This is a genomic window from Lentzea sp. NPDC020367 (assembly GCF_044387305.1).
GTDB lineage: Bacteria > Actinomycetota > Actinomycetes > Mycobacteriales > Pseudonocardiaceae > Lentzea.
The window spans coordinates 76,280-95,559 of sequence record NZ_JBIRVV010000007.1 but is presented as its reverse complement, the minus strand read 5'-3'; the positions used below and the strand labels follow the sequence as shown (position 1 = coordinate 95,559).

The following is a 19,280-nucleotide window of genomic DNA, read 5'->3' as shown; positions in this document are numbered from 1 at the left end:
CGGGATTGTGGCTGAGTCCAAGGGTGAGCTGAACAAGGTCCAGCAGGGCATCGCCGACTACCTGCTGCGCGCCGGCGTCGACGGCTTCGGCCCGTTCAAGAGCGCCCGCGAGTCCGCGTCCGACGCGCTCGTCAAGAAGGGCGACGAGGTCGACGCGATCAAGCACCTCATCCGCACGCACGTCGCCCTGGCGGGTGCCCAGGGCTTCGTCACGAACCTCGGCGGCCTGATCACGCTTCCGGTGTCGCTGCCGTCCAACATCGCGGCCACGTACGTCATCCAGACGCACCTCATCGCGTCCATCGCGTCGTTGCGCGGCCACGACGTGGACAGCGACGAGGTGCAGATGGCCATCCTGCTGTGCCTGCTCGGCAATGCCGGAACCGAGCTGTTCAAAAAGGTCGGCATCAAGCAGTTCACCAAGAAGGCCGCGTCGGCACTCATCACAAAATACGGTACGAAGAAACTCGGCACCGTCGCGGCGAAGGGTGTTCCGGTGCTGGGCGGCGTGATCGGCGGGGGCATCGACGCCGCCTCTACCAGAGCGGTCGGCGCATTCGCAAATCGCTACTTCGCTCAGACGGACGCATTGCCGAAGGTCATCGACGGCGAGGTGCTGTCCGTGCAGATCGAGGAAGCCGACGGAAAGTCCGATTCGCGCTAACTGAGCCGGTCCAGTGCGGAGCTGAACGCGTCCGACGGGATCAGCACGCCACCGCTGAACGGATTCTGCAGCTGGTAGATCGCGAACAGCAGCAGAACCAGCGTCGAGGTCAGCGTGATCGTGATCAGCAGCTGTGAGGTCAGGGTCGGCCCGCGGAACAGGTACGGGAACAGCAGCGAGAGACCGGTGCCGATCAGCAGCGCGAGCCACACGACCGGGTTGACGCCGTTGTCCGCCGCGTCCAGGCGTTCCTGCCTGGCCTGGTAGACCTCCCACAGCTGGTTCGCCGCCTCGGCCTTGCGGTCCTGCTGCCAGTCGCCGTCCGGCGCCGCCGCCGCGATCGTGTCCCTGATCTGGTTCAACGTGGTCCAGCCCGCGTTGTCGACGTTCTCGCCGTCGCGCATGCGGGGCCATTCGTCCTGGACGACGGTCGAGACGTAGTCGCGGATCAGGTCGTCGACCTTGGTCTTGGAGGGCTCGGGCAGCGAGTCCGAGGACCAGTTGACGGCGACGAGGGAGTTGGCCTCTTTCTGCACCTGTTCCTCCGCGCCGTTGGCCGCGTCGAACAGGGAGATCAGGATGAAGGCGGCCAGCACCGCGTGCAGTCCGGCGACGATGCTGAACACCGATCCGCCCGCGCCGAGGTTCTTCTCGCCCACTTCCTCCGAGCCGAACCGGCGGGTGATGACGACGAGAACGGCGGAGATGGCGGCAGCACCGAGAACCCAGAGCGTGCCGCTGAGGTAAATGCTCAATTCGGCTCCTTTCTGGTGTGGGATTAGACCACGGTCTACTGTGACCGGTACAGCACGGTCTGGTTAACGAGTAATGGTCAGGTGGGAATGCGCGGCAACAGCAGTGATACCCGGTTGTCGTATTGGGCTACTCCATTCCGGTGGCGGCGGAATATGCTCGCACTGGGCGGTGTCTCGTCCCTGTTGATGCTTTCCGCGCCGTTCACCAGCGCCGTTGCTCAGGCCGCACTCCCGAACTGTGACGCTTATCAAGTCCGTTCATCCCATCGTGGAGACTTTTCGACGTTCACGAAAGTGGACGTCTCATCCGGTGGGGTGACAGAAGTAGCCCGCCTGGACTACGCGGTGAACGCACTGGGGTACTCAGCGACGCTGGGCCGTCTGGTCGGTCTCACGTCCAAGGGTCATCACTGGTGGAAGAACCCCTCCCATGTCGTGCTGATCGACACCAAGGGCGTCGTCAACGACCTCGGACCTGTTGACGCGCACTGGTTCCGCACCGACGACGTGTCGGCGGGAGCGGTCGTCGGCACCACGTTCTACGTGCGTGACACCGCCCGGCTGCACGCCATCGACATCGACCCGGCCAGCCCGTCGTACCTCAAGATCGTGCGGACCGTCGTGCTGGACTGGCCCGCTCTCATGCTCGACGACTTCACCGCCGACCCGGCGACCGGCAAGCTGACCGGGGTGTCGGCCGCGGGCTGGGGACCGGGCGAGGTCGTGTCGTTCGATCCGGTGTCCGGGCGCGTGCAGAGCAGGACGGAGATCGCCGGCCTGCCCGGCAAGTCCACCTACGGCGCCGTGGTGATCGACGCCGCCGGCACCGTCTACGCCATCAACAACGGCTACAACGGTTCTAGCCGCCTCTACCGCGTCACGGGCACCACGGCGGCAGAGCTCTCGACGGGTCCGCAGATGGGTCTGATCGACGCGGCGGGTTGTCTGCCGAACCCGATGCCGCCCCGCGTCGAACCTCCCGCTCCCCGCCCCGAGGTACCGGCTCCGCCACCTCCCGCCCCTGGCGTTCCTCCCGCTCCGGTCCCGGCGCCCGTGCCGATCGTGCGGCAGCCGCCTCCGGTCGCCACGACCCCGCCGTCTTCCGTTGCGCCGCAACCGGTGCCGGTCCGCGCCGCGCGTCAGAGGACCGAGCCTCGCCAGGAACTCGCGGCCGATCCGGAGACGACTCCGCTGACCAAGTCCCGCAAGTGGGCGGTGGTGACCGTCATCCTCGTGATGTTCGGCGCCGGAGCGGCGGCCGCTCGCGCACGGGGCTAGTTAATTCGGTTGGCGTGCGGCGACGGCGTCGCTAACGTTGCGGACATGCGCCTCATCTGATGAAGCCCCGCAGCGCTCTTGACGCTGCCCTCGCGACCTCGTCGTCGCGCGCCTCCGGTGACCCATGAGCGGGTCCATCTCTCACGGCTGTTTTTCGCCGTGCCCTTTGCACGCCCTCTTCGCGAGGAGGCTTTCGCATGCCTGACACCACCCAACCCCAGCCCCAGCCCGAGCCGGGCAACCGCGCCGCGCGTCGTGCGCAGAAGCGGGGCAAGCAGGACCAGAACGCGCACTTCCAGCCGCCGCAGCTGCGCGCGCCGTTGGTCCAGCCGCGCCAGTTCGCGACCCGTCGCCGCGGAGGAACCGCGTAGCCGACGCCGAACCAGGCGCGACACCGGCAGGGGACGCGTTCGACCGAACGCGTCCCCTGCTCTCTTCGTGGGTTCGATCTCCCGTTCTGTCCGGATCCGATCTAGCCTGAGTTGCTACCGGACCGACAGGATCGGAGGCGCCAGATGCGGATCGCTGACGTTTTGCGTGCCAAGGGAACGGCGGTCGCCACAATCGACCCGGACGTTCCGGTGTCCGAACTGCTCAGAGCGCTCGCCGAACACAACATCGGCGCGATCGTCGTCGTCGGTTCTTCCGGCGTCGCGGGGATCGTGTCGGAGCGCGACGTGGTGCGTCACCTGCACGAAGTGGGCGTTGACCTGCTGTCTTCCCCCGTGTCGGCGATCATGACCGCCGACGTCTTCACCTGTTCGCCGTCGGACACGGTGGACAGCCTCACGGTCGTGATGACCGAGCGGCGCTTCCGGCACGTGCCCGTGCTGTCCGACGGGCAACTGGTCGGGATCGTCAGCATCGGCGACGTGGTGAAGAGCCGGATCGGGCAGCTCGAACAGTCGCAGGACCAGCTGCAGGCCTACATCGCCCAGGGCTGACCCGAGCCACTCACTACGCTGGATCGGGTGAAACCTTCTCCTGGTCAGCCCGGACTCGTCCCAGAACTGGTGGAGGTCGCACCGGGAGTCCACGCCTACATCCAGCCCGACGGGTCCTGGATGATCAACAACACCGGCGTCGTCGTCGGCTCCGACGACACGCTGCTGCTCGTGGACACCACGTCCACCGAGGCACGCAACCGCGCGTTGCTCGCCTCGGTGGCGTCGGTGTGCCCCGCCGAACCCCGCTACGTGATCAACACCCACCACCACGGCGACCACACCTTCGGCAATTGGCTGATGCCACCGTCGACCGTGATCGTCGGCCACGACGCGTGCCGCGAAGAGGTGCTCGCCGCCGGCCTGCTCGCCGCGCAGGTCCTGACCGGCCCGGACTACGGCCACATCGAGGTCCGCCCGCCGTTGCTCACCTACGCCACGTCCCTGACGCTGCACCTGGGCACGCGGGTGGTCGAACTGCACCACCCCGGCCCGGCGCACACCCGCGGCGACACCGTCGTGTGGCTTCCGGCCGAACGCGTCCTGTTCACCGGCGACCTGGTCTTCGCGGGCGGCCAGCCGTTCCTCGCCGAGGGCAGCATCCACGGCTACCTGTCCGCGCTCGAGTTCCTGCGCTCGTTCGACGCCGAGGTGGTCGTCCCCGGTCACGGTCCGCTACTGCGGGGCTCCGAGATCAACCGCGTCCTGGACGACCTGGTCGCCTACACGACGTATCTCTCGGAACTCGCCACGTCCGGCCACGCCGCCGCCAAGACCCCGATGGAGGTCGTCCGCGAGGCGGGGGAGTCGCGCTTCTGGTCGTGGCAGGAGTCCGAACGCCTGGTCGGCAACCTCCACCGCGCCTACCACGAACTGGACGGCAAGCCCCTCTCCGAACGCCTCGAACTCCCTCGCGTCTGGATGGACATGATGGAACTCCACGGCGGCCCCATCGCCTGCCACGCCTAGCCCACCCCATATATCACTTCCCGCACCTGCCTGACCTGCCGCTTAGCAATGACTCTTTGGACTTCGTCGTCAAAAGAGTCATTGCTAAACCAGGTTTCACGTTCTAGACGGCCTGGCCGATGCCGGGCGGTTCGGGAACGTTCTCGGTCTTGGTGCCTGACGGCATCGCCCACATGAAGGCGCGCATCATCGCGTACTGGAACCTCAGGCCGGCGCCGACGTCGCCGGACTCCACGACCTGCTTGAGCGCGGCGAGGATGCCCTTCCAGGTGGCGTCGACCTTGTCGAGCCGCTTGACGCCCTCGGGCCAACCGGAGTTGCGCAGCGTGACACGCGTGCCGCCGTCAACCTCTTCGAGCTCCCACGAGACGACGGTCCACGGGTCGTCGCGCATGGTGAGCCGCTGCGTGTGGGAGAGCAGCCGCGGCGGGTCGACCTCGACGACGCGGCCGACGACGAAGACCCGCTTCCCGTCGGTCGACCGGTAGTACAACGGCGCGCCCGGCTCGAGCGCGGAGTCGAGAATCGCGTCCATCATGGCGCGCTGCTTGCCGTCGAGTTTGGTGATCTCCGCCCAGACCTTGTCGATGGGCGCGGCGATCACGATGCTGTGCAACAGCTCGGTGCCGGGTTCAGCCAACGTCCTCATCCTCCTGTTCGGCGCTCTCGACCGTGAACTTCAGGCCGACCAGCGCCGCTGCCCAGTTCTCCTCGTAATGCGCGACCCACCGCTGGTGAATCTGCTGGATGGGCACGGGATTCAGGTGGTTGACCCGCTTCCGGCCCCGCGGCTCCACGAGCACCAGATCGGCCTCGCGAAGCACACCGAGGTGCTGCATGACGACGTGCCGGCTGGTCTCCAACTCCTCGACCAGCTCTCCCGTGGTGCGCGGTCCCGTGCGCAGGACGTCGAGGATCGCGCGCCTCAGCGGGTTCGCGAGGGCGCGCCAGACGGCGTCATCGTCATGTGGCAACTTCATTACGTAAGGTTTTTAACACCTAAGTGCGCCCATGTCGAGCATCGGAAGATCGGCCTCAAGGCCTATAAGTTCGAGTGATGCTGCACGACGTCGCTGACGCCACGCACCAATATATTAGTTTGCTGGCCGATGACCAGCGCGAACACGCCATTCGCGCGATCACGGACGACGACCTCAGGCACCGCTGGGCGTATACACCCGGTACACGCTCTGGACTCGCGCTCGGCGAACTCCGGCGGGACCAGCGCAAGGCGGTACACGGCATGCTCGCGACCGTGCTCAGCCCGCACGCCTATGCCCAGGCCGCAGCGGTGATGGCGCTGGAAGACGTGCTCGACCACCGCGAAGGCGGACGCCGCGACCGGCACAGCGGTGACTTCTGGACCGTGCTCTTCGGCACGCCCGGCAGCGACGAGCCGTGGGGCTGGCGCATCGAAGGGCACCACCTGTCGGTGAACGTCGTCATCGCCGACGGCCGCGTCTCCGCGACACCGTTCTTCCTCGGCGCGAATCCGGCCCGCGTCACCTACCGCGGCCGCGTCGTCGCCCAGCCACTGCGACTGGAAGAGGAACTCGCCCGCGAACTCCTCGACCGCATGGGCCCGACCGCCCGCCGCCTGGCCGTCGTCTCGGACACCGCGCCGCACGACATCCGCACCGGCAACGCGCCACGAATCAGCCCGTCCGAACCGGTCGGCGTGACCCCGGCCCAGCTCGGCAAACCCGCTGCGGAGCTGCTCGTCGACATCGTCCGCTTCTACCTCGACCGGCTCGCGTACGAACTGGCCGACGAGGAGTTCGCCCAGATCGACCCAGAGCGCCTGCACTTCTCGTGGGAGGGCTCGCTGCGCCGAGGCGAGGGCCACTACTACCGAGTCCAGGGCCCGGAACTGCTCATCGAGTACGACAACACGGCCAACGAGGCCAACCACGTCCACACAGTCTGGCGGCGCCATTCAGGTGACTTCGGCGACGACCTACTCGCGGCTCACTACGGCGCGTCACGGCACACTGTCGCCCGTGGAGTGGACCAGAACGGTTGACCCGAGAATCGACGCCGCCGTGGCAACGCAGGAGCGCCTGCGCACCCAGGTGATCACCACCAGCGCCCCTGACCTGCGCATAGACACCGTCGCAGGCCTGGACGTCGGCTACCGTAGCAATGACACAGTTGTGGGCGTCTGCGTGGTGTTCGATGCAAAGACGCTGGTCGTCCTCGACGAGGTCGTCGTCGAGGACACGACGGACTTCCCATATATTGCCGGGCTCTTCGCGTTCCGCGAGATGCCCGTTCTGCTGCGCGCTCTCGATCAGGTGACCGTCGCGCCCGACCTTTTGGTCGCGGACGGTCAGGGCCTCGCACACCCGCGCCGCTTCGGCCTGGCGTGCCATCTCGGCGTGCACACCGGCATCCCGAGCATCGGCGTCGCCAAGAACGCGATGGGCGCGTTCGAGCAGCCAGGCCACGCCCGCGGTTCGATGAGCGACCTCGTCATGGACGGCGACAACGGCGACGAGGTCGTCGGCAGGGCGCTGCGGACCCAGGACGGCGTGAAACCCGTCTTCGTGTCGGTCGGCCACAAGATCGACCTGGACCGGGCGTGCGCCGAGGTGCTGCGCCTGGCTCCGCGCTACCGGCTGCCCGAGACGACCCGCCGCGCCGACACGCTCACGAAGCAGGTTGCTTCGTCGGGGTGAAGCTCAGCAGCACGAGCAGAATCGCACCGCCGACCAGCGCGATGTCCGCGACGTTGCCGACGAACCAGCCGTTGTAGTCGATGAAGTCGACGACGTGCCCGCGCGCGAAGCCCGGCGGCCGGAACAGCCGGTCGAGCAGGTGGGTGGTCGCGCCACCCAGCATCAACGCGAGTGCGATCGCCCGCAGCTTCGACTGCGGCTGCATGCCGTACCGGGCGAGCATCACGACGGCGACGGCCGCGACGATGGTGAAGATCCACGTCGACCCCGCACCGATCGAGAACGCGGCGCCGGGGTTGTAGAGGAGCCTGAGCTGCAGGAACTCCCCGAGAACGGGAATGGGCGCGCGGCCGGTCAGCGCGCTCTCGGCCCAGAACTTCGTGGCCTGGTCCAGCAGCAGCACGAGCACGGCGATGCCCATGACGAGTGGCACGCGGCGAGAGGTGGTGGTGTCCATTTGCGGACGAGCGTAGTTAAGAACACCGCCACTCGGCATCAGACCCTGGTCACTTCTTGAACGCGTCGACGTCGTCGACGTCGGCTGCGGCGAGAAACTCCTCCTCCAGCGTCGCTGACCGCTCGTCGGTGTCGTAGTCGACGCAGATGCGCCACCGTCCGTCTGTGCGTCGCGAATACGTGTGGAAGCGGCCGTAGAACGTGCGCCCGTCGCCATCCGCACGCGTCGACACGAGCTGGAAGATGCCGCGCTCGCTCGCGACGTCGTTCGCCGCGATGCGCTCCACGAACCGGAACGTGATGCTCACCGAGCTGCCGCGGTCAGCGAGCTCGGCGAACCACTTCTCCGTCTGGTCCGCGTACTCGGTGAACCCGAACACCTGTTTCGCCGGGCCTCCCGCGCGAATCAGCTCCGGCGAGTATAGGTCCAGGAACGCCGGCGCATCCAGCCGTGCGTAGAGGAGCGGGAACGGATGCCAGACGTCGTCGTTGAGTTGCCTCAACAGAGTGGTGTCCACGACCTCAGAACGTAGCGCGAAAGACTCCGGACAGAAGTGGATGTGCGTCAACGATCTTGCGAGCGACGCTGACGGAGTCGACGAGCGGATGCAGCGCCAACGCCTTCACGGCGTGCGCACGCTCACCGCTGATGGCTGCCTTGATGGTGGCGCGTTCGACGACCTTGAGCGCGGTGACGAGTCCGACGCCTTCGTCCGGCACCTGGCTGACCGAGACGGGCCGCGCTCCGTTGGCGTCGACAAGGCTCGGCACCTCGACAATGGCGTCCGCGTCGAGACACGACAACGTCGTCCCGTTCGGCACGTTGAGGATCAGGGTGGCTCGCTGGTCGGACGTGATGGCGTGCATCAGGTCCAGGGCGACCCGCTCGTAACCGCCGCCGTCGAGGTCGTCGCTGTCGCGTTCGTCGTCGCGGGTCTCGGCCATGTAAGTCTGCTCGCGTTCGAGACGGGTTCGTTCCCAGCTCTCCCACGAAGGCGCCGCGTAGAACTGTTTCTGCTGCTCCAGCAGGAATGCCCCGCGTGACGCGCCGGACTCCACCGCCTCACGCGTGAAGTAGTAGTAGTGCAGGTACTCGTTCGGGATGGCGCCCAACGTTCGCAGCCACTCCGCACCGAAGAGCTTGCCTTCCTCGAACGACTCGAGCCGCTCGATGTCAGCGAGCAGATCCGGCAGCACATCGCGCCCGCGCACGTGGACGCCCCGCAACCAGCCGAGGTGGTTGAGGCCGGCGTAGTCGAGCCACGCGTCTTCGAGACGGGCGCCGACCGCCCGCACGACCCGTTTGCCGAGCCCGACGGGGGAGTCGCAGATGCCGATGACGCGGTTGCCGAGGTGCGCCGACATCGCCTCGGTGACCATGCCTGCCGGGTTCGTGAAGTTGATGACCCACGCGTCTGGCGCGTGCACTGATATACGGCGTGCGATGTCGAGGGCGACGGGCACGGTACGCAGCCCGTATGCGACGCCTCCGGCCCCGACTGTCTCCTGGCCGAGCACGCCGCAGCCCGCAGCGACGCTCTCGTCGGCCGCGCGTCCGTCGAGCCCGCCGACGCGGATCGCGGAGAACACGAAGTCCGCTCCGCGCAGTGCCTCGTCGAGATCGGTCGACGTCGTCACGGTCGGCGCATCCGATATATCAGTCGCGAGTTCGGCGAGGACGCCACCAATCGCGGTGAGCCGGGCGGCGTCGAGGTCGTGCAGCACGACCTCGGTCACGCGGCCGGGCGAGCGATCGGCGAGCAGCGCGCGATAGACGAGCGGCACGCGGAAGCCGCCTCCGCCCAGGATGACCAGCTTCATGCCTTGACCACGTCCTTGAGGGCCTCTCCTTGCAGCGCGAGCCGCCTCACTGAATCTTACATTTCCAGGTGCGGTGGACGACGAATTGCCAGAGGACCGACCAGTGGGCTGCCAGGGGTTCCTCGGTCAGTGTCGACTCGTCGTCCTGCGCAATGGAACCTGGGGTTCGTGGTCACTCGCCGGGCTTGCTGACCTGGGCGGATCATCTTCGTCGCGGGATCTCTCGAAGGGTTCCACGCGCGACTGAAGTGTGATAAAAAGAATGGCTTTGCATTTTCGGAATGAATTTTCCGGGAAGACAGAATTATTGTATCACAGGGGGCAAGGTGTTGGCGAGCGAACAGGCACGGATCACCTCTCTGTATGAAAAGCTCGACAAAGAACGGAACAAAGCGGCGGCCGACCTTGCGGCCGCGCTGCGGGACACCGTCACCCAGCGACTGGACCGCGAGGCCTCGGTCGAGTTGCTGACCAGGGAAGTGGGGAAGTACCGCGCGGCGGAGGAGGGGTTGTGCTTCGGCCGCATCGACTCGGAGAAAGGCGACTGCACCTACATCGGACGAGTCGGGTTGTTCGACGACGACTTCGAGCCGCTGCTGCTGGATTGGCGCGCGCCGGCCGCGCGCCCGTTCTACACGGCGACCGCCGCGAACCCGGAAGGTGTCGTGCTGCGGCGGCACTTCCGCGTTCGTGACCGGGAACTGTGCGACTTCCACGACGACGAACTCCTGACCGACACGACCGCGCTGCTCGACGCACTCAACGCGCCGCGGACCGCGACGATGCGCGACATCGTCTCGACCATCCAGGCCGAACAGGACGAGATCATCCGCTACTCGGGTCCCGGCGTGCTGGTGATCGAAGGCGGTCCCGGCACCGGCAAGACCGCCGTTGCCCTGCATCGCGTGGCATACCTGCTGTATACGCGCCGTGAACGCCTGTCGCGGCATGGTGTGCTGATCGTCGGTCCGAACACCGGTTTCCTGCGCTATGTCGGCGACGTCCTGCCGTCGCTGGGCGAGACCGATGTCGTGTTCGCGACGCCCGGCGAGCTGTACCCCGGCTTCGTGACCGACGTCGAGGACACCCCGTCGTTGCAACGACTGAAAGGCGATACATCGGTTCTGGACCTGCTGGCCGTCGCCGTCGCCGACCGGCAGGAGCTTCCCGACGAACCCGTCGAGATCGAGCTCGAGGACGTCATCGTCCCGCTCGACGCGCACATCGCCGCCCTCGCGCGAGAGAAGACCCGCTACTACGGCCTACCGCACAACGCCGCCCGCAAGTACTTCTTCCTCGCGCTCGCCGAGGAACTCGTCGCGCCGGCGTTGCGGCTGATCGGCGTCGACTGGCCGGAGATCGAGGAGGACGTCCGCCACGAACTTCGCCACAGCTCCGCGTTGCGCGACGTCGTCGACAGGCTGTGGCCGCTGCTCACACCAGAGAAGCTGCTGGCCGACCTGTACGCAGGCCGCTGTTTCCGGATCGGCGCACCGGAGCTGTACCGGCCCGACGCCGAGGCGTGGACGGTGTCCGACGTGCCGCTTCTGGACGAACTCGCCGAACTGCTCGGGTCCGACGGCACAGCGGAGCGCGCGGCCCGGCAAGAGGAGGAAGAGCAGCTCGACTACGCGCGAGGCGTCATGGACGTCCTGTCGATCGACAAGCGCGCGGACTCCGACGAGTACATCGTCACGGACTTCGTCAACGCGGAGGTACTGGCCGCCCGGCATGAGGTTCGCGACCAGCGCACCCTCGCCGAACGCGCCGCCGGCGACCGCACGTGGACCTACGGCCACGTCGTCGTGGACGAAGCGCAGGAAATGTCCGCGATGGACTGGCGCGTGCTGCTGCGCCGATGCCCCAACAGGTCCATGACCGTCGTCGGCGACCTGGCCCAGCGCCAGGCAGCGGGCGGCGTCCGGAGCTGGGGGTCGGTGTTCGAGCGGTTCGCCTATCGCCGGCTGGAGGTCAACTACCGCACGCCCGGCGAGATCATGGCCGTCGCCACCCCGGTCCTGAAGCTCGTCGACCCCGACGCGTCGGCGCCGGTGTCGGTGCGCACGGCCGGCGTACGTCCGTGGGCCCGCCGCGTCACTGATATATCGGCCGCAGTGCGCGACGAACTCGACGCGCACGCTGACGCACACAACGAGCGCACGATCGCCGTCATCGGCGAAGGCTGGATGCCTCCGCGCGCGTCGAAAGGACTGGAGTTCGACGTCGTCCTCGTCGTCGAACCGCACCGCATGTCGCCCAGCGAGCTGTACGTGGCGCTGACGAGGGCGACGCAACGGCTCGGCGTCCTGCACACCGAACCGTTGCTGCGTCACCTAAGAGGTCTCCTCTGAGATCCACGCCAGGTAGTCGTCGTTACCTCCGGTCACGGGGGTGACGACGACCTCGGGCACGTCATAGGTGTGATGCGCCTTGATGTGCACGACGAGATCGTCGACGCGGATGGTGGACGTCTTCACGACGCACTGCCACTCCGCGTCGACGCGCACCTCGCCGTCCCATCGATAGACGCTGCGGATCGGCACGATCTGCACGCACGCGCCAAGCCGCGCCTCGATCACGCCCTTCGCCAGCGACTCCGCGGCCTCGGCGGAATCGACCGTTGTCGTCACCACGCTCACATCACTCACAGCGCGTCGATCTCCTTCAACAACTGGTCTTTCAGTTCGGCCGGCGCGTACGACGCCCGCACCGCAGCCCGTGCGAGATCGGCGAGTTCGTCGTGGCCGAATCCGAACCTCTCGTGGCACAGCAGGTACTCGCGGTCGAGATCGGTGTGGAACATGCCGGGGTCGTCGGTGCTGATCGTCACCGGCACTCCGGCTTCCACCAGCCGAGGCAACGGGTGCTCGTCCAATGACTTCACCGCACCCGTGCGGATGTTCGATGTCGGACACACCTCGACTACGACGCCCTCGTCGGCGAGATGCCGCACCAGCTCGGGATCCTGCACCGCACTGACGGCGTGCCCGATCCGTTCGGCACGCAGATCGCGCACTGCGGCCCAGATCTCGCTAGGCGGCGTCGTCTCACCGGCGTGCGGCACCATGCGCAGCCCGGCATCGCGTGCCATCGCGAACGCCTCGCGGAAGTTCGACCTCGGCGAGTCCGACTCGAATCCACCCAGCCCGAACCCGACCAGCCCGTCGGGCCGGTACTCGGTCGCGAACCGCGCACTCGTCATGCCCCAGTCGCGGTCCCAGATTCCGGGAACGTCGAAGATCCACTGCAACGCCACACCGTGCACGGCGAGCGCCTCGTCGCGGCCCGCCTTCAAAGCTTCGACGAGTTCGTCGGGTGCGATGCCCGCCCGCAGGTGACTGGTCGCGCTGATCGTCAGTTCTGCGTATCGGATATTGGCCCGTGCGGCGTCACGCGCGTATCCGACGATCAGGGTGCGGACGTCCTCGCCGGTGGTGACGAGGTCGTTGACGATGCCGTACACGTTGATGAAGTGCCGGAAGTCCCTGAACTCGTAGAACTTCCGCAACGCGTCCTCGTCGGCCGGCACCCGTCCGCCGGGGTGGTTGCGGGCGAGCGCGAGGACGGTGTCGACGGAAGCCGCGCCCACGAGGTGGACGTGCAGCTCGGCTTTCGGCAACGCGTGGACGAAGTCGGAAATGTGCACGGTCCATGCTCTCAGGTCAAGGGCCGTTCGACGGGTGACATGTCTTGCAGTCAAAGGAGAGGGTGCAGGCGAATCCCTGTCTCTGGCTTCCGCATTGGGGGTGCCTCGTGAGGGGCGCACGAAGAGTTGCACTGCTGACAGCGGTGCTGGTTCTGCCATTCCTGCCCGTGACGGCCCAAGCCGCCGAGGGGCCGGTGTTCCTGGACGGCGAGGCGCAACCCGTCTTCGATCCGAAGGACGTGGTGAAGGAGAGCCTCTGGGTCCGGGCGCCGGTCGACAGCGACCGCGACGGCAAGGACGACGAGGTCTACACCGAGGTCGTCCGGCCACGTGCCACCGAACGCGGCCTCAAAGTCCCCGTCGTCTACATGGTCAGCCCGTACTTCTCGGGCGGCAACGACGTCGCCAACCACAACGTCGACGTCGAGCTGTACGTGCCTGACAAGCGCGACGGCCGTTTGCTGAAGTCCTCCTCCGACGAACGCATCACTGCGGCTCTCGGCCCGAACCCGATCACCTCGGGTCGTTACGAGGCCTACTTCATCGCGCGCGGATACGCCGTCGTCTACGCCGAATCGCTTGGCACCGGCAAGTCGACAGGCTGCCCGACGACGGGCGACGTCAACGAGACGATCGGCGCGCGTGTCGTCGTCGACTGGCTCAACGGCCGTGCGACCGCACGCACCGCCACGGGCGAAGCCATCAAGGCGACCTGGTCGACGGGCAAGACCGGAATGATGGGCGTGTCCTACAACGGAACGCTGCCCAACGCCGTCGCCTCCACCGGCGTGCGCGGCCTCGAAGCCATCGTGCCGATCGCCGCGATCTCCAGCTGGTACGACTACTACCGCGCGGACGGTGCCGTCGTCGCCCCCGGCACGTTCCAGGGTGAGGACGCAGACGTGCTCGCCGAGTACGTCTACACGCGCGCGGACCGGGAGATCTGCAAGCCGATCATCGCCGAGATCGCGAAGGACCAGGACCGCGTCACCGGCGACTACAGCAGGTTCTGGGACAAGCGGAACTACCTGAACGACGTCAAGAAGGTCCGTGCGGCTGTGCTGGCAGTGCACGGCCTCAACGACTGGAACGTCAAGATGACGCACGTCGAGCAGTGGTACTCGGCGTTGAAGAAGGTCGGCGTGCCGCACAAGATCTGGCTGCACCAGTCCGGCCACACCGATCCCGACACGCTGCGTTCGGTCGAGTGGCGGCGCACGCTGAACCGCTGGTTCACCCAGTACCTCTGGGGTCACCGCAACGGCGTCGACAAGGAGCCGAAGGCAACGCTGCAGCGCGAGGACAAGACGTGGGTCGACGAGAAGGACTGGCCGGCTCCCGGCACGTCCGACGTGAAGCTGCGCCTGTCCGCGGGAGGATCCGCCAAGGGTGGCCTCGGGATTCTGCCCGGCCGCGGCGTCGAGAAGCTGACCGACGACGCGACGAAGACGGCTGAGTCGCTGATCGACCTGGCGACCTCACCGAACCGGCTCTCCTACACCTCAGAGGCGACGAAGAAGCCGGTACGGCTGTCGGGCAGGTCGACGGCGAACCTGCGGGTCGCGTTCGACCGGCCCGCGGCCAACGTGACGACGCTGCTCGTCGACCGCAAGCCCGACGGCACGTCGCACGTCATCACGCGCGGCTCGACCGACCCGCAGAACAGGGAACGGCCGGACAGGACGTCGCCGATCAAGCCCGGCAAGTTCTACGACGTCGAGGTGCCGATCGTGCCGGACGACTACATCCTGCAGACCGGTCACCGGCTCGAGTTCGTCGTGATCTCCAGCGACTACGACTACACGCTGCGCCCGCAGCCGGGTGCCGGCCTGTCGCTGGACCTCACTCGGACGTCGGTGGAGCTGCCGGTCGTCGGCGGCTGGCGGTCTGTGTTCCAGACGTTCTGATGGGGTGCCGCGCTTCGGTCTGCGGAGACCGAAGCGCGGCAACCTAGCACCCACCCCCGACAAAACCTCGCTCCCGAGCACCCCAAGATCTCAACCTGTCCACAACCGCCGAGTTGTCCACAACCTCGCGGCCGACCCGGCTCACCACCCGGCCCACCCTCCACAGTGGGCCCATGCCCTCAGCCCTCTCGAAGCCGATCCGCGTCCGCGAAGCCGGCGATCTCTACGCCGCGATCCCGCACCTGATGGGGTTCCACCCGGCCGACTCGCTCGTCGTGCTGGTGCTGAAAGACCATCTGGTCAGCATGACCATGCGCGTCGACCTTCCGCGCCCGCGACATAGAGGCCTTCTAGCGGCTCAACTGGAAGGTCCGCTGCAGGAACAAGGCGCGACCGAAGTGCTATTGGTCGTCGTGTGTCCGCCGTCTGAGCACATGCCCGAGGAACTGCCGCACGAGCCGCTGGTCACCGCGCTCAAACTCCAACTGGGCGGTGTGGGCATCGAAGTCGTCGAGGCCGTGTGGCTGCCGTCGTGCCAGAAGGACGCGCGATGGCTCTGCTATCTCGACGTCGACTGCCACGGGACACTGCCGGATCCCCAGTTGTCCGCCATGGCGGCCGCGTCGGCGCACGAGGGCAACGTGACCTTCGAGTCGCGTGCCGCCATGGCCGCGATCGCCGCGCTGGATCCACCCGAGGCGCTGGAACGCAGATCCACGTTGCTCGACGAGCTCGTGACGACTTCGCACGGCCCTGACCCGAGGACCGAGCTGCGTCGGGTGAGCGACACGATCGACGCCGTGGAGCACCGCAAGGGATCGTTGCCGGACAAGGAGATCGTCGCTCTGGCGAGGGCGTTGTCGGTGCCCGAGGTGCGCGACGCTTGCATGGGGTTCGCGGCGCAGTCCAGGTTCCGGCTGGCTGAACGCCTGTGGCTCGAACTCACCAGGGCCAGCCCGGCACCGGAACGAGCGGAGCCCGCTTGCCTGCTCGCGTTCTACGCCTATCAGCGTGGCGACGGCGGGATCGCGTCCATCGCGCTCGACGCGGCCGAGGAGGCCTGCCCCGGCCATGCGCTGAGCAAACTCATCCGCGCCGCTGTCAGCGCCGCGTTACCGCCGTCGGAGATGCGGGCGCTGTCCGCGAAGTACCTGGACAGCGCCCGTGAGCTGCTCGCCGGCGCTCAGAGCAGTTCGGGTCGCTCCCAGTCCTGATCCAGGACGTGTTCGGCCAGGAACGCCCACACCGTCTCGTACCAGACCCGAGAGTTCCCGGGGGTGAGAATCCAGTGGTTTTCGGTTGGGTAGTAAAGGTATTTCGCCGTGACCCCGTGGCGGACGAGGTCGAAGTACAGGCGATGTCCCTCACCGATGGGAACCCGGTAGTCCTTGTCCCCGTGGATGACGAGCATCGGGGTCTTGATGTCGGCCACCCGCAGGTGCGGGGAGTTGGCCAGGATCCGCTCCGGCTGGGTGAGGGGATCGCCCATCTCCCGCATCCAGAAGTAGGAGCTGTCGGTGCCGCCGGAGAAGGCGTCGAGGTGCCAGAGCGACGCGTGGGTGACGATCGCGCGGAACCGGTCGGTCTGGGTGGCGATCCAGTTGGCCATGTAGCCGCCGAACGACCCGCCCATCGCGGAGGTCCGGGAGGCGTCGATGTCGGCCCGCTCGACGGCGACGTCCGTGATGGCCATCAGGTCGGTGTAGGGCTCGGCACCCCAGCGACCCCAGCCGGCCTTGATGAAGTCCGGTCCGTACCCGGTCGACAGGGCGGGGTCGGGCAGCAGGATCGCGTAGCCGCGAGCGGCCATCAGCCACGGGTTCCAGCGCCAGGTCCAGCCGTTCCAGCTCATGACCGGGCCGCCGTGGACCCACAGCACCAGCGGCGCGGGCGAGTCGGCGGAGGCGCCTTCCGGCAGCACCAGCCACGAACGGACGGTCCTGCCGTCGGCGACGACCGTGGAGATCTCGGTGAGGGTGCCGGGCACCGAACCGAGGGCGCCGGGCGCACGCAACCGTTCCGGATCCTGGTCGGCCCCGGTGGCGGCGAACCGCACGGGCTGCGGCGGATGGTCCACGGAGTTGCGCAACGCGTACAGCGTCTTGCTGTCCGGGCTCACGATCAGATCGCTGTAGTAACCGGAGACCGTCAGCTTCGTGATCTCGCCGCTCGCCAGGTCCAGCCGCCACAGCGGCTGGTGCCCGAGGTGGCTCGCCGTGAAGAAGACCGCCGACCCGTCCGGGCTCACCACAGGGTGGTCCGGTTCCTCCTGGAAATCGGGCGCCAGTGGCGTGATCGAGCCGTCCGCCAGATCGATGCGCACCAGGTCGCGCCGGTACGGGGAGTCCGGAGTGGACTCGCGGAACCGGATTGCGATCACGGCGGCGGAGTCCGGCGTGAACGTGGGGCTGTGGAAGGAGAAACCGTCCTCGGAGGCGATGACGCGAGACGCGCCACCGCTCGTGGCCACGACCCGAAGCTCGATCCTGCGGCCGTAGGCGGCGCTGACGTCCACGGCGTGGCCGTGAACGGCCAGCTTCCCGTCCGGACTGAGCGCGACGTCCTCGTCGCTGAGCCGGCTTTCGGAGTCTTCGCTGAGGGGGGAGACCTTCTCGGCGCTGACGTCCGCGACAGGAGCCGCGAACAGGCGGGGGTAGGCAGGACCGAGGTCCGCGTCCCAGTACCTGATCGGGTACGACTCGTGCAGGATCGCTGTCACGCCGGCGTCCTCGCGGGCCTTGCGCTTGGCGTTGTCGCCGTCGCCGAACTCCGTGAAGCGGTACGCCGACGACGTGAACAGCACTGTCTCGCCGGCGGCGCGCACCTGACCGACTCCGCCTCCGGGACGCAGCACCTCGGCGGCCTCACCGCGGACCGGAAGCCGCCACAGCGCCTTCTTGTCCTTGGCCTCGCCCGGCTTCGCGAGCGGGTCCGGACGGGCCGACAGGAACAGCAGCGAACCGTCCGGGGCGAACACGGGGGAGGAGTCGCCCTTGGCGGAACGGGTGAGCCGGACGGCTTCCCGCTCGCCGGTGGGGTCGACCTCCCAGAGGGAGCCCTGCCACGTTTTGCCGTCCGGTGCGAGCGTCGACACGACCGTGACGAGTCGGGTGCCGTCCGGGGACAGCGCGAGCGACGCGAGCCGCGGGGTGGCGTTGTAGCTCTCGAAGGAGGCGAAGTCGGTCATCCCGGCTCAGGCCTCGTGACGGGCGCGGGTGAACTCCCACGCGTCGCGGACGATGCCGGTGATGTCCGCGCGCTCGGGCTTCCAGCCGAGGTCGGTGCGGGCCCGCTCGGCGGAGGCGACGAGGACGGCCGGGTCGCCGGCGCGCCGCGGGGCGACGACGGCGGGGATCGGGTGGCCGGTGACCTCGCGGCAGGTGTCGATGACCTGCTTGACCGAGAAGCCGGTGCCGTTGCCCAGGTTGTAGATCCGGTGCTCGCCAGCGGTCGCGCTCTCCAGCGCGAGGAGGTGGGCGTCCGCGAGGTCCGTGACGTGGATGTAGTCGCGGACGCAGGTGCCGTCCTCGGTGGGCCAGTCCTCGCCGTAGATCGAGATGTGCTCACGCTGCCCGAGCGCGACCTGAAGCACGAGCGGGATCAGGTGGGTCTCGGTCGCGTGCCGCTCGCCGATGCTGCCGTAGGCGCCGGCGACGTTGAAGTACCGCAGGCTCGTCGCCGCCAGGCCGTGCGCGGCCGCGTACGACGTGATCGCGTGGTCGATGGCCAGCTTGGTGGCGCCGTAGGTGTTGGTGGGCGCGGTGGGCGCGGTCTCGGGGATCGGCACCTCCCGCGGCTCGCCGTACGTCGCGGCAGTAGAGGAGAAGACGAGCTTCGGCGTGCCGTGATCCTTCATCGCGTCGAGCAGACGAATCGCCGTCAGGACGTTGCCCGTCCAGTACTTGCCGGGGTCCTGCATGGACTCGCCGACGAGGGACTTCGCCGCGAAGTGCAGAACTCCGTCGAACCCTTCTGCGAGGACATCGCCGATCACCTCGGCGATGTCGCCCTTGATGAAGCGCGCTCCCGCAGGGACGGCGTCCTCGTGGCCGGTCGAGAGGTCGTCGAGGACGACAACCTCGTGTCCGGCTTCGAGCAGCCTGGCGGCGCACACGCTGCCGACGTATCCGGCCCCGCCCGTGACGAGCAGCTTCACCACAGT

The 19,280-nt window shown here is 67.6% G+C and carries 20 protein-coding genes; 10 read left to right on the top strand and 10 right to left on the bottom strand.

What is annotated here, in order from left to right:
• The first annotated feature begins 7 nt into the window (after positions 1–7).
• The gene (locus tag ACH413_RS28630; protein WP_319978296.1) at positions 8–664 is read left to right on the top strand and encodes an EcsC family protein; all 657 of its coding nucleotides are present in this window, start codon (positions 8–10) and stop codon (positions 662–664) included.
• On the opposite strand, the gene ACH413_RS28625 is transcribed toward ACH413_RS28630, so the two are convergent.
• On the bottom strand, positions 661–1,419 hold the full coding sequence (locus ACH413_RS28625) for a DUF4239 domain-containing protein (RefSeq protein WP_360043334.1): 759 nt from the start codon (positions 1,417–1,419) through the stop codon (positions 661–663). The genes ACH413_RS28630 and ACH413_RS28625 overlap by 4 nt on opposite strands.
• A gap of 315 nt (positions 1,420–1,734) precedes the next feature.
• On the opposite strand from ACH413_RS28625, the gene ACH413_RS28620 reads away from it, so the two are divergent.
• The 4 genes from ACH413_RS28620 to ACH413_RS28605 all read left to right on the top strand — a co-directional run bounded on the left by ACH413_RS28620 (position 1,735) and on the right by ACH413_RS28605 (position 4,610).
• Positions 1,735–2,697: a DUF6923 family protein gene (locus tag ACH413_RS28620; RefSeq protein ID WP_360043336.1), complete on the top strand. Its 963-nt coding sequence runs from the start codon at positions 1,735–1,737 to the stop codon at positions 2,695–2,697.
• Between the two features lie 197 nt (positions 2,698–2,894).
• The gene (locus ACH413_RS28615) at positions 2,895–3,068 is read left to right on the top strand and encodes a hypothetical protein (protein WP_360043339.1); all 174 of its coding nucleotides are present in this window, start codon (positions 2,895–2,897) and stop codon (positions 3,066–3,068) included.
• A 144-nt stretch (positions 3,069–3,212) separates the two neighbouring features.
• The gene (locus tag ACH413_RS28610; protein WP_360043342.1) at positions 3,213–3,641 is read left to right on the top strand and encodes a CBS domain-containing protein; all 429 of its coding nucleotides are present in this window, start codon (positions 3,213–3,215) and stop codon (positions 3,639–3,641) included.
• A 27-nt stretch (positions 3,642–3,668) separates the two neighbouring features.
• Positions 3,669–4,610 carry an MBL fold metallo-hydrolase gene (locus ACH413_RS28605; RefSeq protein WP_360043344.1) on the top strand — a complete coding sequence of 314 codons (942 nt, stop codon included), beginning with the start codon at positions 3,669–3,671 and terminating at the stop codon, positions 4,608–4,610.
• A 103-nt stretch (positions 4,611–4,713) separates the two neighbouring features.
• Here the strand turns inward: ACH413_RS28605 and ACH413_RS28600 are convergent, their stop codons facing one another.
• The gene (locus ACH413_RS28600) at positions 4,714–5,250 is read right to left on the bottom strand and encodes an SRPBCC domain-containing protein (RefSeq protein WP_360043347.1); all 537 of its coding nucleotides are present in this window, start codon (positions 5,248–5,250) and stop codon (positions 4,714–4,716) included.
• On the bottom strand, positions 5,243–5,590 hold the full coding sequence (locus tag ACH413_RS28595; protein ID WP_319978290.1) for a metalloregulator ArsR/SmtB family transcription factor: 348 nt from the start codon (positions 5,588–5,590) through the stop codon (positions 5,243–5,245). Before ACH413_RS28595 ends, ACH413_RS28600 begins: the two co-directional genes overlap by 8 nt.
• A 77-nt stretch (positions 5,591–5,667) precedes the next feature.
• On the opposite strand from ACH413_RS28595, the gene ACH413_RS28590 reads away from it, so the two are divergent.
• The gene (locus ACH413_RS28590; protein ID WP_360043350.1) at positions 5,668–6,633 is read left to right on the top strand and encodes a DUF3500 domain-containing protein; all 966 of its coding nucleotides are present in this window, start codon (positions 5,668–5,670) and stop codon (positions 6,631–6,633) included.
• Positions 6,611–7,288 (top strand): endonuclease V, encoded by a 678-nt coding sequence (locus ACH413_RS28585; RefSeq protein WP_360043353.1) that lies wholly within the window; start codon positions 6,611–6,613, stop codon positions 7,286–7,288. Before ACH413_RS28590 ends, ACH413_RS28585 begins: the two co-directional genes overlap by 23 nt.
• Here ACH413_RS28585 and lspA read toward each other — a convergent pair.
• From lspA to ACH413_RS28570, 3 genes are read right to left on the bottom strand one after another with little or no spacing between them, the layout of a single operon-like run.
• Positions 7,260–7,745: a signal peptidase II gene (lspA, locus tag ACH413_RS28580; protein ID WP_360043356.1), complete on the bottom strand. Its 486-nt coding sequence runs from the start codon at positions 7,743–7,745 to the stop codon at positions 7,260–7,262. The two genes, ACH413_RS28585 and lspA, sit on opposite strands and share 29 nt — an antisense overlap.
• A gap of 49 nt (positions 7,746–7,794) precedes the next feature.
• Positions 7,795–8,262, bottom strand: coding sequence for a nuclear transport factor 2 family protein (locus tag ACH413_RS28575; protein WP_360043359.1), 468 nt, complete (start codon positions 8,260–8,262; stop codon positions 7,795–7,797).
• Between the two features lie 4 nt (positions 8,263–8,266).
• Positions 8,267–9,565, bottom strand: coding sequence for a 6-phospho-beta-glucosidase (locus tag ACH413_RS28570; RefSeq protein ID WP_360043362.1), 1,299 nt, complete (start codon positions 9,563–9,565; stop codon positions 8,267–8,269).
• Positions 9,566–9,891: 326 nt separating this feature from the next.
• On the opposite strand from ACH413_RS28570, the gene ACH413_RS28565 reads away from it, so the two are divergent.
• Positions 9,892–11,916 carry a helicase gene (locus ACH413_RS28565; protein WP_360043364.1) on the top strand — a complete coding sequence of 675 codons (2,025 nt, stop codon included), beginning with the start codon at positions 9,892–9,894 and terminating at the stop codon, positions 11,914–11,916.
• Here ACH413_RS28565 and cutA read toward each other — a convergent pair.
• Positions 11,899–12,213: a divalent-cation tolerance protein CutA gene (gene cutA / locus ACH413_RS28560; RefSeq protein WP_360043367.1), complete on the bottom strand. Its 315-nt coding sequence runs from the start codon at positions 12,211–12,213 to the stop codon at positions 11,899–11,901. The two genes, ACH413_RS28565 and cutA, sit on opposite strands and share 18 nt — an antisense overlap.
• Positions 12,210–13,211 carry an adenosine deaminase gene (add, locus tag ACH413_RS28555; protein ID WP_360043370.1) on the bottom strand — a complete coding sequence of 334 codons (1,002 nt, stop codon included), beginning with the start codon at positions 13,209–13,211 and terminating at the stop codon, positions 12,210–12,212. The genes cutA and add overlap by 4 nt, the downstream gene beginning before the upstream one ends.
• A gap of 107 nt (positions 13,212–13,318) precedes the next feature.
• Between add and ACH413_RS28550 the strand changes: the two genes are divergently transcribed.
• Positions 13,319–15,118, top strand: coding sequence for a Xaa-Pro dipeptidyl-peptidase (locus ACH413_RS28550; protein ID WP_360043373.1), 1,800 nt, complete (start codon positions 13,319–13,321; stop codon positions 15,116–15,118).
• Between the two features lie 173 nt (positions 15,119–15,291).
• Positions 15,292–16,332: a DUF4192 domain-containing protein gene (locus ACH413_RS28545; protein WP_360043376.1), complete on the top strand. Its 1,041-nt coding sequence runs from the start codon at positions 15,292–15,294 to the stop codon at positions 16,330–16,332.
• Here ACH413_RS28545 and ACH413_RS28540 read toward each other — a convergent pair.
• Together ACH413_RS28540 and galE are read right to left on the bottom strand one after the other, a co-directional pair.
• Positions 16,302–18,305 carry a S9 family peptidase gene (locus ACH413_RS28540; RefSeq protein ID WP_360043379.1) on the bottom strand — a complete coding sequence of 668 codons (2,004 nt, stop codon included), beginning with the start codon at positions 18,303–18,305 and terminating at the stop codon, positions 16,302–16,304. The two genes, ACH413_RS28545 and ACH413_RS28540, sit on opposite strands and share 31 nt — an antisense overlap.
• 6 nt (positions 18,306–18,311) lie before the next feature.
• Entirely contained in the window at positions 18,312–19,274 is a 963-nt protein-coding gene (gene galE / locus ACH413_RS28535; RefSeq protein WP_360043382.1) for a UDP-glucose 4-epimerase GalE, read from the bottom strand.
• Positions 19,275–19,280 lie beyond the last annotated feature (6 nt).

Coding starts and splice junctions, on each gene's coding strand:
- ACH413_RS28615 (WP_360043339.1), top strand. CDS start 2,895: ATGCCTGACACCACCCAACCCCAGCCCCAGCCCGAGCCGGGCAACCGC.
- ACH413_RS28610 (WP_360043342.1), top strand. CDS start 3,213: ATGCGGATCGCTGACGTTTTGCGTGCCAAGGGAACGGCGGTCGCCACA.
- ACH413_RS28595 (WP_319978290.1), bottom strand. CDS start 5,590: ATGAAGTTGCCACATGACGATGACGCCGTCTGGCGCGCCCTCGCGAAC.
- ACH413_RS28590 (WP_360043350.1), top strand. CDS start 5,668: ATGCTGCACGACGTCGCTGACGCCACGCACCAATATATTAGTTTGCTG.
- lspA (WP_360043356.1), bottom strand. CDS start 7,745: ATGGACACCACCACCTCTCGCCGCGTGCCACTCGTCATGGGCATCGCC.
- ACH413_RS28570 (WP_360043362.1), bottom strand. CDS start 9,565: ATGAAGCTGGTCATCCTGGGCGGAGGCGGCTTCCGCGTGCCGCTCGTC.
- ACH413_RS28545 (WP_360043376.1), top strand. CDS start 15,292: ATGCCCTCAGCCCTCTCGAAGCCGATCCGCGTCCGCGAAGCCGGCGAT.
- ACH413_RS28540 (WP_360043379.1), bottom strand. CDS start 18,305: ATGACCGACTTCGCCTCCTTCGAGAGCTACAACGCCACCCCGCGGCTC.